Here is a 12,882-nt window from a genome sequence, read left to right as displayed (position 1 = left end):
GGTCAGCGCCCTTGGCGGTCACCTTGGGGCGGTCGGTGCCGCTGGGGTAGGTGAAGGTGAGCGTGGTCGTCCCGGGGTCGGCGTCTAGACGTTGTAGATCACTAGGGGTTCGGTGTTGGATACCGCTAGGCGGATGCCTTCGGTCCGATACCGCGGCAGGGTCAGGGCTGGCGTTGTCGTCGAAGTGGTTTGCGCCGACTCCTCGGTCTCTTCCTTGTCTTCGCTCTGTCCGGAACATCCCGAGGCCACCATGGCGACGACGAGAGCCACGGCCACCAACCCACGCAGCAGCAGGCCGTAATGGCGATGGTCAGGCGTGGTGGGTGAGGCGACGCAGGGCAAGTGGACGCTCCTAGGTGGCGGTGCCGCGGGCATGGCACAGACCGCGTTCCAGCGCGAGGGCAGATGGGTGTCTGGATGTTATTGGTCGCCGCGAAAGGCGGTGACGCCGAGCGTCATGGTTCGGATAGCCACGAAACCAGGGTGGGGGGTAAGGGGTAGCCGAGGGCCAGACGGCGTTCGACTAGGTCTCGAAGTTCGGCGGTGAGGTTTCCGATCTCGATGGTGTTGGCTTCCAGCCGGGTCTTTTCGGCCTGATCGGCGCGGGCCTGGGCCTGGCGAGCAAGGTCGGCGGCCGCTTGGGCCAGCGGAACCTCAGCGGCGCGCTCCACTGCTTCCATCGGGGTCACCGGTGCGATGTCTGGCGGGATCGTCGTTGCGGCGGGGGGTCCAACGTCGGGAATTTCGTTCTCGGCGGTGCCGGCTCCTGGGTTGTCCTGGGCGGCGAGGTCGTGCCCCGGCTCGTCGTGACCTTCCCTCCACTCCTGTTCTTCGCGGGCGATGAAGCTGGCCAGTCGAGCTTTGCCGGTGGCGGTCAGGTCCTTGGCCGCCTTGACCACCGACTCGGCGGCCCGTTGAGCCACCGATTCGTCGGGATCTTCGGGTGCGGTATCGGCGTCGACGGCCAGCGCTTCACGGGTATCGGTCACATCAATGTCGGACCCTTCACCGGTGGTGTTGTCGGTCGGTTCGGTGAACTGGAGGCGGGCCAGGCCCAAGGTGGTGTCGAAGATGGTGGGTACCGGTCCGGCCAGATGGCGGAGCTGAACGCGGATCCTGGTGATCTGGTCGGTTAGCTCTGATGCGTCCGGGCCTAGGCGCAACAACACATCGGCGGCTCGGAGATAGCCGTGGTCCAGAGAGATGGCGATCAGGGCGGGGTCGATGGTCATCGAGTCGTGGACGTTGAAATGGGGGACGACAAGGCGGACCTCGGGCCGCCACCCACCCGGCGGGTCGAGCTCTTTGCGAAGGGTCTCGTTCGGTCCGATCTCGGCACTGACACGACGAAGGATGTCGATCATGTTGCGGTCAGCGAAGGACGGTGCCCGTTTGATCGACGCCGAGCTGGCTGACACCGCTACCACCCGTTGCACGCCCATCCGTTCCACCAAGAGTTCGAGCGGCAGGATCTCTCGGGCGCCACCGTCTACGTAGTGCTCGCCGTTGAGGGCCACCGGCGGGAAAGCCAAGGGGATCGAGGCAGAAGCCAACATTCCGGCGGCCAGCTCGACAGGAGGCTGACCGACCGGTCGGTCATGGCGGTCGACCAGGTCACCGGTCTCGGTCACATAGCGGAGCTCGCCCGCCTCCAAGGACACGGTTCCCATCCGCAAGGCGATGCCAGAGGACTTCACCCGCTCGGGTCGCAGCTCCCGGCGCACCAGATCCGCAATGGGGGCCAACGACAACAGGGATTGAGCTCGAAGGGAGTCCCGGATGGCTTCGATGGCGCCGTCGGTCTCGGGTGGCCGCCGCACCAGGCTGCCCACCACCCGCACTGCCACCCGCACCGCGCTGGCCGCGCTGTCGGAGTCGCTGACCTGTTCGCGCAGCTCCGCCGCCCACGAGGCCGAGGCCTGGAGTCGCACCAGCCAGGGTTCGGGCTCCCACATGTCCGAATTGATGCGCATCGAACGCCAGATGCGTTCGACCTCGTCTATGGGGCGCTCACCGTCGGTGTCACCTTCGGCCAACTTGGCGGCGTTGAGGGCACCGGCGGAGTTGCCGCTGATGGCCACCGGCTGGACCGCGGTGTGGTCGTAGAGGAACCGAAGGGCCCCGGCCTCGAAGCTACCCAGCGATCCGCCACCGCTGATGGCCAGACCGACTCGATGCGAGTCCAGGTCCGCCTTCAGATCGCGCAGAGCGGTCCGCGCTGTGTCGGACCAGCTCTCCTCCAGCACCTCAGGAGGGATCGGCGGGTCGGGTGAGATCAGACCGGGGCCGGCCAGCAGTCGCTCGGCATCGGCGCGGGCCAGTTCCTGGGCGGCCTGGAGGGCGCGGGCTTCCCGTTCGGTCCGCTCCGCTTCGGCCTGCTCGCGGGCCAATTCACGTGCCTTCTCCCGGCTGGGCTTGGCCGGAGCCGCCTCGAGCGGGCCCTCGAGCGGGCCCTCGACCAGGGCTGGTCGGTCGATCGGGTCCGAGCCGGGCGCGGAGTCTTGGGTCTCGTCGGGCATGTCGTCTGGCATCTCGTCGGGTCCTCCACCGGGTCACTGACACGCCCATCATGCCCATCCGGTACCGGCAAGCGGCGTCTGGCTGTCGGTGACCGCGGTGGGAGGAAGGTCCGGAAGGCACCGCACGACCCCAACACCACTGTTCACGAGCGCACAAAGTTTTCCAGCGACTACAGTGCCCCCGGCCCTGATGCAGCATCACCAACAGGAGAAGCACGTGCCCGCCGAGACCCATGTCGAGCAGTCACCCATGAGCCGCCAGGAGGTCTTCGAGCTCGTCCGAGATCGTCTGGCCGACATCTTGGAGATCGAACCAGGCGGAATCGGCGAGGGAGATTCCTTCAGCGACGATCTCGGTGCCGATTCGCTGGCCCTGATCGAGCTGGTCGAAGAGCTCGAAGAGGAACTGGGCGAGCGCTCGGTCGGGTTCCGCATCGAAGACGAGGACCTCGAAGACCTCAAGACCGTTCGAGATGCCGTCGACTACGTCTTCGAGAAGCTGGACGGCAAGTAGTCGTGCCCGGGGGGCAAACCCACCTGGAGAGATCGGAACCGACGGAGTCTCATCGGTGACGGTCTCGCGTTCCGCGCCCCAACTCGAATACCCGATCCCGGCGCCGGCCCTGGAGACCTTCTTGGCCCGGCTCGGCTACCGCTTCGATGACTCGGCCCTGTTGGGCAGGGCCCTCACCCACAGGTCCTGGTGTGCTGAACACTCGGGCTTCCTCAGCAACGAGCGGCTCGAGTTCCTGGGAGATGCGGTGCTGGGGCTGATCGTCACCGCAGACATCTACTCCCGAATCCCCGACGCATCCGAAGGGCACCTGTCGCGAGTGCGAGCATCGGTGGTGTGCTCTCCGGCGCTGGCCGAGATGGCCGCCGAACTCGGCATCGGTCCGGTGCTGCTCCTCGGCAAGGGTGAGGCCGCTACCGGTGGCAGACAACGCCAGTCGATCCTGGCCGATGCCATGGAAGCGGTCATCGGTGCTGTCTACCTGGACGGGGGCATGGACTCGGCCCAGGCGCTGGTGGAACGGCTGGTAGCCCCGAGGCTCGACGCCGACGGATCCCAAGACCACAAGAGCAGGCTGCACGAACTGGTGGCCCAGACCCGCCAAGGGCGCCTCGCCTACCGGATGACCGAACAGGGACCCGAACACGACAAGACCTTCGAAGCCGAGGTGCTGCTAGACGGCGAACCCGTCGGAACCGGTTTTGGACGATCTAAGAAGACGGCCGAGCAGGAGGCCGCCCAGCAGGCGTGGCTCCGGCTCCGCCCCCACAACGGGGAAACAGACCCCGTACGAGAGGAAACCGATGGCTGAGCAGCCTGAGATGGAGACCCTGCGGCGAGACCTCGACCGCGAGATCGGCGGCAAGAGGATCAAGACGGTGGACGTGCCCGGTTCGGGCCTGATCCCTCGTCACACCAACAAGAAGCAGTTCACAACCCTTCTCGAAGGAGCCAAGGTCGGAGCGGTTCAGCGCAAGGACCTGCTCCTGGTCGCCAAGCTCGACACCGGCGACGCCCTGGTGATCGACATCCACGACGGCGGCCAGCTCCGCCGGAACGCGGCCAAGGACGCGGTGGACAAGCCCACCAAGGCGATCATCACCTTCACCCAGGGCGGGCAGCTCCGTCTGCTCGACACCACCGGCAAGGCCGAGATGTTCGTGGTTGCCTACGAAGACCTCGCCACCGCCGTGCCCGAGCTGACCAACCTCGGCTTCGACCTGCTCGACGAACCGGTGTCTTGGACCACCTTTGGTGAGCGGATGTTGCACCACCGCAACGTCAAGCTTCGCAACCTCCTTCTGGACCGCTCTGTGATCGCCGGCATCGGTCCGGTGTACGCGGATGAGATCCTCCACGCCTCGGGTCTGCGTCCCGACCGCGAGGTCTCCTCACTGTCCACCCAGGAGATCCGCCGGTTCTTCCGGGCCGTGGTCGAGACCCTTCATGAAGGGGCCAAGCACCGCGGCGTCACCACCTCGGACGGGCAGTACCACGACCTGGCTGGCAAGACCGGTGGCTGGACCGACCAGCTCCAGGTGTTCGAACGTGACGGGCAGGCCTGCTTGCGCTGCCGCGACGTGGTGTCCAAGGTCCGCATCAGCGGGCGCACCGCGTACATGTGCGAGTCCTGTCAGGTCTGAGCCCACGGCCCAACCCGGTTCACTCGGAGTTCTCGTGTTCCTGAAATCGTTGTCCATCAAGGGCTTCAAGTCCTTCGCCGACGCCACCACCTTGGTCATGGAGCCGGGCGTAACCGTGGTCGTCGGCCCCAACGGCAGCGGCAAGTCCAACGTCGTGGACGCCATCGGTTGGGTGCTCGGCGCCCAGGCCCCCAGCGCGGTGCGGTCCCAGAAGATGGACGACGTCATCTTCGCCGGGACCCAGAAGCGGCCAGCTCTGGGCCGGGCAGAGGTGTCGCTGACCATCGACAACAGTGCCGGCGCTCTACCCATCGAGTTCACCGAGGTGACGATCACCCGCACGTTGTTCCGAACCGGAGACAGCGAGTACTCGATCAACGGGGTGCCCTGCCGGCTGCTCGACATCCAAGAGCTGCTCAGCGACTCGGGTGTGGGGCGCCAGCAGCACGTGATCATCAGCCAAGGCCAGATCGACGCAGTGCTGAACGCCCGGCCCGAAGACCGGCGGCTGATTATCGAAGAAGCGGCGGGGGTGCTCAAGTTCCGGCGCCGGAAGGAAAAGGCTGAGCGGCGACTGGTCAACACCGAAGGCAACCTGACCCGTCTCCAGGACCTTCTGCGAGAGGTTCGCCGTCAGCTCCGACCGTTGGAGAAGCAGGCCGACGCTGCTCGCCGTCACGGAGATGTCGTCTCGGAGCTCACGGCCCTGCGAGTTCATCTGGCCGGGCGCGAGATCGCCCGCTACCGAGACAAGCTCCAAGCAAATCATGCGACCGCCGGTGACCACGAACGCCGCGAGCGTGAACTGCGCACCTCGCTGCGCCAACTCGACACCGAGGTGATGGCCACCGAAGCTCGCCTCGGCGCGGTGGGAGGAGATCGCCTGGGAGATGTCCTGGTCCGCTTCGAGTCGCTTCGGGAACGGGCCCGTGGCCTCGAGGCGGTTCTGGCCGAACGTCAGCGTGGGATCGAACGGGATCGCAACGTGGCGGTCGACCAGAACGTGGTGGCCTCCTTGGAGTCCGAGGCGGCGCAGGTCACCGGGACGCTGGCCACGGTGGAGACCGCAGCCGCGGCCTTGGAACCTCAGGTTGCAGAGCTGGCCCGAGCCGAGGCCGACCTGGTGGCGGCCCGGCAGGACTTCACCCGGGAATGGGCCGATGGCGCTCCGGTGGTGACCGGCGCAGCCGCGGAGGTGCGCGGTGAGCTGGCCGCAGTGCGCGCCGGGGTGGAACGCAATGAGGCCGAGGTGAAACGAGCTCAGGCCCGGCTGGAGACCACCACCCAACGAGCCACCCGTCTAGACGAGGAATCTCAGCGCCTGAACCGTCGACTCAGCGGGGCCGACGGGGCGATGACACCAGGCGAGGAGTCGGGACCAGCCCCGACACCGGCCGACCTGGAGCGGGCCGAGTCGTCGCGCCACGACGCCGAACTGGCCCTGGAGACCGCCGAGCAGGTGGCCCGCCAAGCCGAGGCGGACCGCCACACATGGGCGGCCCGAGCCCACGCCCTGGCCGACGCTTTGGACCAAGCCCGGGCCAGGGCCGGTGCCGAACGGCTGGCGGCCGTGGAAGGCGTGGTCGGAACCTTGCTCGACGTCGTCCAAGTGGACCAAGGGTGGGAAGACGCCTTCGAAGCAGCGGCCGGAGAAGCGATCTCGGCGGTGGTGGTGAGCTCGGTGGACGCCGGGCGCCGGGCCCTGAGCGAGCTGCGTGCCGGCGACGCCACCGGTGCCGTGGTCGCCTTGGGGGCCAGCGGGTCACCCGCCGGCCCGCCCGCAGGGTTGAGGGGGGTAAGGAGCCATGTGCAGGGCATCCGCCCGGGCGTCGATGACCTGCTCGACGTGCTGGTCGGCGCAGCGGTGGTGGTCGATGACTGGACCGAGGCGGTCGATGTCGCCCTTACCCACCCGGGGTCGGTGGTCGTGACCCGCTCCGGTGACCGCTTCGGTCCCACCGGCTGGAGGCTGGGTTCGACTGGCAGCGGAGCCACTGGCGCCGCCCTGGAGGAAGCCCAGACCCGGGCTGCTACCGCGGCGGAAGCCGCGGAGCTGGCCGGCGAAGCGGTCGGAGCCTGCCGGGCCACACTCGGCCAGGCCCGCAAGACCGAGACCGAGCTGTCTCGTGATCTGGAACGTCGGGCGGCCCAACACCGAGCCGATAGCGATGCCCTTGCCCGTGTCGAACGAGACCGTGCTGACGCCGTGGTCGAGCTGGATTCCCTTCGGGCTCAGGTGGCCGAGCTGGAGGAGAGGGCTCGCCGCGAGTCGGCCCGAGTCGAGGAGCTAGCCGCCCGCCTGCCGGCGTTGGAAGCCGAAGAGGCGGCGGTGGCCGAGCAGGGGCGGGCCATGGACGAAGCCCGATCCCGCATCGACGAACGGGCCCGCACCTTGGCTTCTCGCCGCAACCAGCTCGATGTCGAAGCGGCGCGCTTGAACCAGCAACGTCAGGGATTGGCGAATCGGCTCACCGAGATCGATGCTCGGCTGTCGCGCCACGAGGTCGAGCGTCGCGAGGCCGAGCAGCGTCGGGTGGAGCTCGATCGCCGATCCGTGGCCACCGAAGCGTTGGCCGCATACGTGCACGAGCGCTCCACCCGCATAGAGGCCGAACTGGTGGGTCTACGGGAGAAGCGTCGCGAGCAGTCAGAAGCCAACCGGGCCATCACCTCGAGGCTTGAGGGGTTGCGGGCCGAGCGAGCGGCGGCCGAACGGTCCCTGGCCGAAGTGCGCGAATTGATCCAGCGTGGCCAGATCGAAGAGGCCGAGGTCCGGCTGCGGTTGGAGAACGCGGTCGAGGCGCTACGACGCGACCTCGACACCGAACCCGAGACCGCCATGTCGGCTCCCGCCCCAGAGCTGGCCGAAGGTGTCTCGCCCACCGGTCGGGTGCGTGAGCTGGAACGAGATCTACGGCTGATGGGTCCGATCAACCCCCTGGCCCTAGAGGAGTTCCAGGCTCTCCAGGAACGGCATGCCTTCGTCGAGAGTCAGCTCGAAGACGTGCGCACCACCCGTCGGGACCTCACCAAGGTGATCCGGGCCATTGACGCCGAGATCGTGAGTGTGTTCGCTGCTGCATTCGCAGAGGTCTCCCAGAACTACACAGAGCTGTTCGAGATGTTGTTCCCGGGGGGCCGGGGTCGCCTAAAGCTCACCGAGCCCGAAGACCTCCTCAACACAGGCATCGAGGTGGAGGCTCGGCCGTCGGGCAAGAACGTTCGGAAGCTCTCGCTGCTGTCGGGTGGTGAACGGTCGCTGACCGCACTGGCCTACCTGTTCGCGGTGTTCCGGGCGCGGCCCAGTCCGTTCTACGTGATGGACGAGGTCGAGGCGGCACTGGACGACGTGAACCTGTCCCGTTTCTTGGGGTTGGTGCAGGAGTTCCGCAACGATGCTCAGCTCATCATCGTCTCGCACCAGAAGCGGACCATGGAGGCAGCCGACTGCCTCTACGGGGTCACCATGCAACCCGGTGGGTCCTCGAAGGTGGTAAGTGAAAAGACTTCCGAGGGCTGACCAGCAGCTCTTTGGCCCAACGGGTAGGGCCAGTCGGAGGGCAGGGCGTGGGTTCGGGGGCAGAGCCCCTTTCGGTGGATCCAGGCTTGGCGGGTGCCGTCAGCGGCTGACCGTCTTCCACAGGCCGGTCACCAACAGGACGCCGCCGCCCACGATCACCAGCGGCATGTTGTTCTTGGCCTGATCGACGATGTTCCCGAGCGTGTCGCCCGCGCTGTCCTTGGCATTGCCGTTCTGACCCTTGTCGGTGGCCTTGGCCGCGGCTTCCACCGAGGCGCCGTACTCGACCATGGCCTGGGACGGGGCTGCGGTGGCCGATGGGGTGGGGGCGGCCAGCCAGGCACCGACGGTGAGTGCAATCCCGGCCAGGATGCGTTGTGGTGTTCGGCTGCGAGTCATTTCGTCCCCCCGTACTCTGGGCTCGGTAAGTGGTGAGGAGAATACTCTGCGTGTCGAGCCCCGTCGACGGGGTGAGTGGATCCAGGCTTTGGAGCCGAGGTTCTAGGGCAGGCGACTGAACCAGAGCTGGGACAAGACCGCAGCGCCGAACATGAACACGAGCGACGCGCCCACGAACGTGGTGGTGACGTCACGCTGTTCGGTGGTGAACCCGATAGAGGACCCGATGTCGCTGTACACCTGTTCCAACTCGGCCCCGGTCTCGGCGGTGAACGCCTTGCCATCGGTGGCGTTGGCGATAGCTGCCAGAGCCTCGGGGTTGACCGCCACCGATATCGGGCCTTCCTGGCCGGGCAGGTCGATGGTTCCGTAGGGAGTGCCGAAGGCGATCGTGTACACCGGAACGCCGGCCCGCTTGGCCGCCGCTGCCGCTTGCGCGTCCGGTCGGCCGACGGTGGTGGACCCGTCGCTCATCAACACGATCCGGGCCGGAACCGGGTCCTCCTCGGTGCCACTGCTGCTGTCCTCGCTCCCGCTCGCCGTATCGTCGCCAGCGCCGCCGTCAGCGCTGTCACCAGAACCGGAACCGGTATCACCGGCTGAGGTCGACGAGTCCGACGTGTCCACACCGAGGGCATCGAGGGATGCAAAGATCGCCTCGCCGATGGCGGTCCGCTCACCGAGCCGAAGTTGGTCCACCGCCGCGTGCAACTCCTCTCGGTTCTGGGTGGGGGGGACGGCCACCTTGGCGATGCCGTTGAAGGTCACGAGCCCCACGTTCAACCGATCGGGCAGGCCGTCGATGAACGTGTGAGCCGCGGCCTGGGCCGCCACCAGACGGTTTGGTTCCACATCGGTGGCCTTCATGGACAAGGACGTGTCGATCGCCACCATGATGGTGGCGCGTTCTCGGGGCACCCTGGTCATGCGGGCCGGCTCCGCGAACGCGCCGACCATTCCGGCCAACGCCACCAGGACGAACAGGGCGGGAAGGTGACGTCGCCAACCAGGCCGACGAGGAGCCACCTTGTCCAACAGGGCCAGGTTGGTGAAACGAACCGCATAGCGGTTGCGCCGGGCCTGAGAAGCCACGTAGGACGTGGCTAGGGCCACGACCGCCAACAGCAACCAAAGCCGGTGCGGCTGAACGAATTCGAAGGACGGATCCATCACCGTGCTCCAATTCCGGCCCGGCGCGCGTTGACCCGGGCTCGACGATCGACCACGAAGCGGACCACGTCGAGCAGCCAGTCCCGGTCGGTGCGTAACACCAGGTGGTCGGCGCCGGCGGCGGTGATGGCCCCGGCGGTCGCCGATCGCTGCTCGGCAGCGGCGGCCTCATAGCGGGCCCTCAGCTTGCGCGACGCCGTCGGTACCTCCCGGGTCCTACCGGTGCCGGGGTCGACCACCGTAAGCAGACCCACGTCGGTCAACGAGAGCTCACGGGGATCGATCACCTCGATGGCGATGACGGTGTGGCGGGTGGCCAGCCGTCGCAGGGGTTGCGCCCACGTATCGGGTTCGGCGAGGAAATCCGACACCACCGTCACCAGGCCACGTCGTCGGGCATAGGTCCCGAGGCGGTGGATCGCCTCGCCCAGATCGACGGTGCCTGCCTCGACTCGGGGCGCGGTGACCATCCGGTGAAGGGTGGCCATCAGATGGGTTCGGCCGCCGCGGGGAGGGACCACATCGGTCAGCCCGGGCTGGGCGATGACGGCGCCATAACGATTGCCGGTCCGGGCGGTCAGGAACCCGACCGCTCCCGCGGCCGACACCGCCAGGTCCCGCTTCTCGCACAGCGCGGTCCCGAAGTCCATGGACGGACCCAGGTCCACCAGCGTCCACGTCTCCAACTCTCGGTCGGCGATGGTGTCACGGACGTAGGGAGCCATGGTGCGGGCCGTCACGTTCCAGTCGATCCGGCGGACGTCGTCGCCAGGGGTGTAGGCCCTGGTCTCGCCGAGTTCGGAACCGTGACCGGGCACCAGGCCCTGGTACTCGCCGTGGAGCAGTCCGTCGATACGGTGCGTGACCGCCAAGTCGAGCCTCCGCAGCACCTCGTCGGGTCCGGTGTGGACCATGCGCGGTGGCGGGGCGCCGGGCGTGGCCATCTCAGGCGCTCCGGCCGTCGGCGGTGGCGTCGCCCGGCTCGGCTCCGGGGCCGGTGGGCGCCCATGGTGAGCTCGGTGCTGGAGGCAACGGCCCAGGCGCGGCGGTGATCACCCCGGTTGCCGGAAGGCCAGCCCCAGGCGGAGCCCCGGCCGTCGTCGGCGCGGGGCGCGCCGCGGTCGACACCGCGGAGTGGTCCTGGGACGGGGTGACCCGAGGTGCGGGCACGGTGGACAGGTAGCGGACCAACACGTCATCTACGCCGATGTCGCGAGCCAGTGCCTCATAGGAGAGCACCAGGCGGTGCCGCAAGATGTCGGGCGCGACGTCGAAGACATCCTGAGGCAGGACGTAGGTGCGGCCCCGCATGAGGGCCAGGGCCCGGCCGGCAGCCACCAGCCCGAGACTGGCTCTGGGGCTGGCCCCATAGGTCACCAGCTCGAGCAGGTCCGACAACCCGAACCGCTCGGGCTCTCTGGTGGCCAGAACCAGCGACACCGCGTAGTCGACCACTTCGCGAGGTACGAACACCCGTTGGGTGACGGACTGCATCTCGGCCAATCGATCGACGGTCAGCATCTCGCGCGGCACGGGCGGGGTGACCCCCATCCGCTGGACGATCTCAACCTCCTCGGCCGGCGTGGGGTAGCCCACGACAATCTTCATGAGGAAGCGGTCCCGCTGGGCCTCGGGCAGCGGATACACTCCTTCCTGCTCGATCGGGTTCTGCGTGGCCAGCACCAGGAACGGACGGGGCACCGGGTAGCTGGTGCCACCAATGGAGACCTGTCGCTCGGCCATGACCTCCAACAAGGCGGACTGGACCTTGGCGGGGGCCCGGTTGATCTCATCGGCCAGTACGAAGTTGGCGAACACCGGGCCCAGCTCGACGTCGAACGTCTCGCTGCCGGACCGGTAGATGCGGGTGCCCATGACGTCGGCGGGCAGGAGGTCGGGCGTGAACTGGATGCGGGCGAAGGTTCCCCGACCACCCGAGCCATGGTCTCGGCAGCCAGTGTCTTGGCCAGACCTGGGACACCTTCCAGGAGGGTGTGTCCCCCGGCCAGCACGCAGACCAGCAGCCGCTCGACCACCCGGTCCTGCCCCACGATCACCCTCTTGACCTCGAACAGCGCTTGCTCGAGTCGTTCGGCGGCCTGGCCGACCTCGGCGTTGGTGATGGGATTGGTCATGGACGCTCCTCGAATGGCTGGTCCGCCCCAGTGGAGTCGACCGAGGCGAACGTCAGCGTAAAGCCAACCGGGATTCTCCAAACTCCGGCAGGGATGTGCCCGGTCCAGGCGAGGTGTGGCCCATCCGCTCGGCTCAAATGTGTTTCGCCCTCGTTTCGGTGGCGGCCGGTACGGTCCAACCATGCGCGTACTGGTGGTCGAAGACGAGGTGGACCTGGCCGAGGCGATTGCCATGGGTCTGCGACGAGAGGGGTACGCCGTCGACGTCGCCAATGACGTGGCCGGAGCGGTCGATCGTCTGAGCGTGTCCAGCTACGACCTGGTGACGTTGGATCTCAACCTGCCCGACGGCGATGGCCTGGAGTTGGCGGCCCGGCTTCGCAGCGACCCGCTGTTGGCCCCGACAGATGACGAGCCTGCGCCCCGGGTGCTGATGCTCACCGCTCGAGACGGCGTGGGAGAGCGGGTCATCGGCTTGGACGAGGGCGCAGACGATTACCTGGTCAAGCCGTTCGACTTCGCGGAGCTAACGGCCCGTATCCGCAGCCTGCTGCGCCGTGACGCGGGTCGTAGCGGCGCCCGACTGTCGGTGGGTGATCTGGTGTTGGACTCGGCCCGGTTCGAGGTGACCCGTAGGGGACGGCTCGTAGACCTGACAGCCAAGGAGTTCGCCTTGCTGCGCTACTTCATGTCCCACTGCGGCGAGGTTCTGAGTCAGGAGCGGCTGCTCGAACACGTCTGGGACGAGAACGCGGATCCGCTCACCAACACGGTCCGAGTGACGGTGGGGACCCTGCGACGCAAGATCACCAGAGACGACGACCCCGAACCGCCAATTGAGACGGTCATCGGTGCCGGATACCGACTTCGCCCCGACCTACTCGCCCCGAGCGGACCGGACCGGGACGACACGCAGTGACCTCCTCGGGTCCATCGACCCCCCAGATTCCGGCTGAGCCGCCCACCGCCGACAGCCCGATCC

At 67.5% G+C, this 12,882-nt stretch carries 10 protein-coding genes and 1 pseudogene; 5 read left to right on the top strand and 6 right to left on the bottom strand.

Annotated features, from left to right (window positions below; translation table 11 throughout):
• Positions 1-84: 84 nt before the first annotated feature.
• Both IPG97_12895 and IPG97_12890 read right to left on the bottom strand, forming a co-directional pair.
• A complete protein-coding gene (locus IPG97_12895) occupies positions 85-342 on the bottom strand; it encodes a hypothetical protein (protein ID MBK6857405.1) in 258 nt (85 codons plus the stop codon).
• A 113-nt stretch (positions 343-455) separates the two neighbouring features.
• Positions 456-2,531 carry a patatin-like phospholipase family protein gene (locus IPG97_12890; GenBank protein MBK6857404.1) on the bottom strand — a complete coding sequence of 692 codons (2,076 nt, stop codon included), beginning with the start codon at positions 2,529-2,531 and terminating at the stop codon, positions 456-458.
• Between the two features lie 238 nt (positions 2,532-2,769).
• Between IPG97_12890 and IPG97_12885 the strand changes: the two genes are divergently transcribed.
• The 4 genes from IPG97_12885 to smc are packed head-to-tail and all read left to right on the top strand — an operon-like array spanning position 2,770 to position 8,196.
• A complete protein-coding gene (locus tag IPG97_12885; GenBank protein MBK6857403.1) occupies positions 2,770-3,033 on the top strand; it encodes an acyl carrier protein in 264 nt (87 codons plus the stop codon).
• A 55-nt stretch (positions 3,034-3,088) separates the two neighbouring features.
• Entirely contained in the window at positions 3,089-3,844 is a 756-nt protein-coding gene (gene rnc, locus IPG97_12880; protein MBK6857402.1) for a ribonuclease III, read from the top strand.
• Positions 3,837-4,676, top strand: coding sequence for a hypothetical protein (locus IPG97_12875; protein MBK6857401.1), 840 nt, complete (start codon positions 3,837-3,839; stop codon positions 4,674-4,676). Before rnc ends, IPG97_12875 begins: the two co-directional genes overlap by 8 nt.
• A 34-nt stretch (positions 4,677-4,710) precedes the next feature.
• A complete protein-coding gene (gene smc / locus IPG97_12870) occupies positions 4,711-8,196 on the top strand; it encodes a chromosome segregation protein SMC (GenBank protein ID MBK6857400.1) in 3,486 nt (1,161 codons plus the stop codon).
• Positions 8,197-8,295: 99 nt separating this feature from the next.
• Here the strand turns inward: smc and IPG97_12865 are convergent, their stop codons facing one another.
• From IPG97_12865 to IPG97_12850, 4 genes and pseudogenes are all read right to left on the bottom strand, one after another.
• Positions 8,296-8,595: a hypothetical protein gene (locus IPG97_12865; protein MBK6857399.1), complete on the bottom strand. Its 300-nt coding sequence runs from the start codon at positions 8,593-8,595 to the stop codon at positions 8,296-8,298.
• Positions 8,596-8,697: 102 nt separating this feature from the next.
• Entirely contained in the window at positions 8,698-9,765 is a 1,068-nt protein-coding gene (locus tag IPG97_12860) for a VWA domain-containing protein (GenBank protein MBK6857398.1), read from the bottom strand.
• Positions 9,765-10,679: a DUF58 domain-containing protein gene (locus tag IPG97_12855; GenBank protein MBK6857397.1), complete on the bottom strand. Its 915-nt coding sequence runs from the start codon at positions 10,677-10,679 to the stop codon at positions 9,765-9,767. The genes IPG97_12860 and IPG97_12855 overlap by 1 nt, the downstream gene beginning before the upstream one ends.
• A 31-nt stretch (positions 10,680-10,710) precedes the next feature.
• Positions 10,711-11,900 (bottom strand): annotated as a pseudogene (locus tag IPG97_12850) (MoxR family ATPase).
• 181 nt (positions 11,901-12,081) lie between these two features.
• On the opposite strand from IPG97_12850, the gene IPG97_12845 reads away from it, so the two are divergent.
• Entirely contained in the window at positions 12,082-12,819 is a 738-nt protein-coding gene (locus IPG97_12845) for a response regulator transcription factor (protein MBK6857396.1), read from the top strand.
• Positions 12,820-12,882: the final 63 nt, after the last annotated feature.

This window comes from Microthrixaceae bacterium, assembly GCA_016702505.1.
Taxonomy (GTDB): domain Bacteria; phylum Actinomycetota; class Acidimicrobiia; order Acidimicrobiales; family Iamiaceae; genus Aquihabitans.
This window is presented reverse-complemented; position numbering and strand designations above follow the sequence as displayed.

Bases quoted from the DNA above. Each gene is read 5' to 3' on its own strand.
- IPG97_12875 (MBK6857401.1), top strand. From the start codon at position 3,837: ATGGCTGAGCAGCCTGAGATGGAGACCCTGCGGCGAGACCTCGACCGC.
- IPG97_12885 (MBK6857403.1), top strand. From the start codon at position 2,770: ATGAGCCGCCAGGAGGTCTTCGAGCTCGTCCGAGATCGTCTGGCCGAC.
- IPG97_12865 (MBK6857399.1), bottom strand. From the start codon at position 8,595: ATGACTCGCAGCCGAACACCACAACGCATCCTGGCCGGGATTGCACTC.
- IPG97_12860 (MBK6857398.1), bottom strand. From the start codon at position 9,765: ATGGATCCGTCCTTCGAATTCGTTCAGCCGCACCGGCTTTGGTTGCTG.
- IPG97_12845 (MBK6857396.1), top strand. From the start codon at position 12,082: ATGCGCGTACTGGTGGTCGAAGACGAGGTGGACCTGGCCGAGGCGATT.
- IPG97_12890 (MBK6857404.1), bottom strand. From the start codon at position 2,531: ATGCCAGACGACATGCCCGACGAGACCCAAGACTCCGCGCCCGGCTCG.
- IPG97_12855 (MBK6857397.1), bottom strand. From the start codon at position 10,679: ATGGTCCACACCGGACCCGACGAGGTGCTGCGGAGGCTCGACTTGGCG.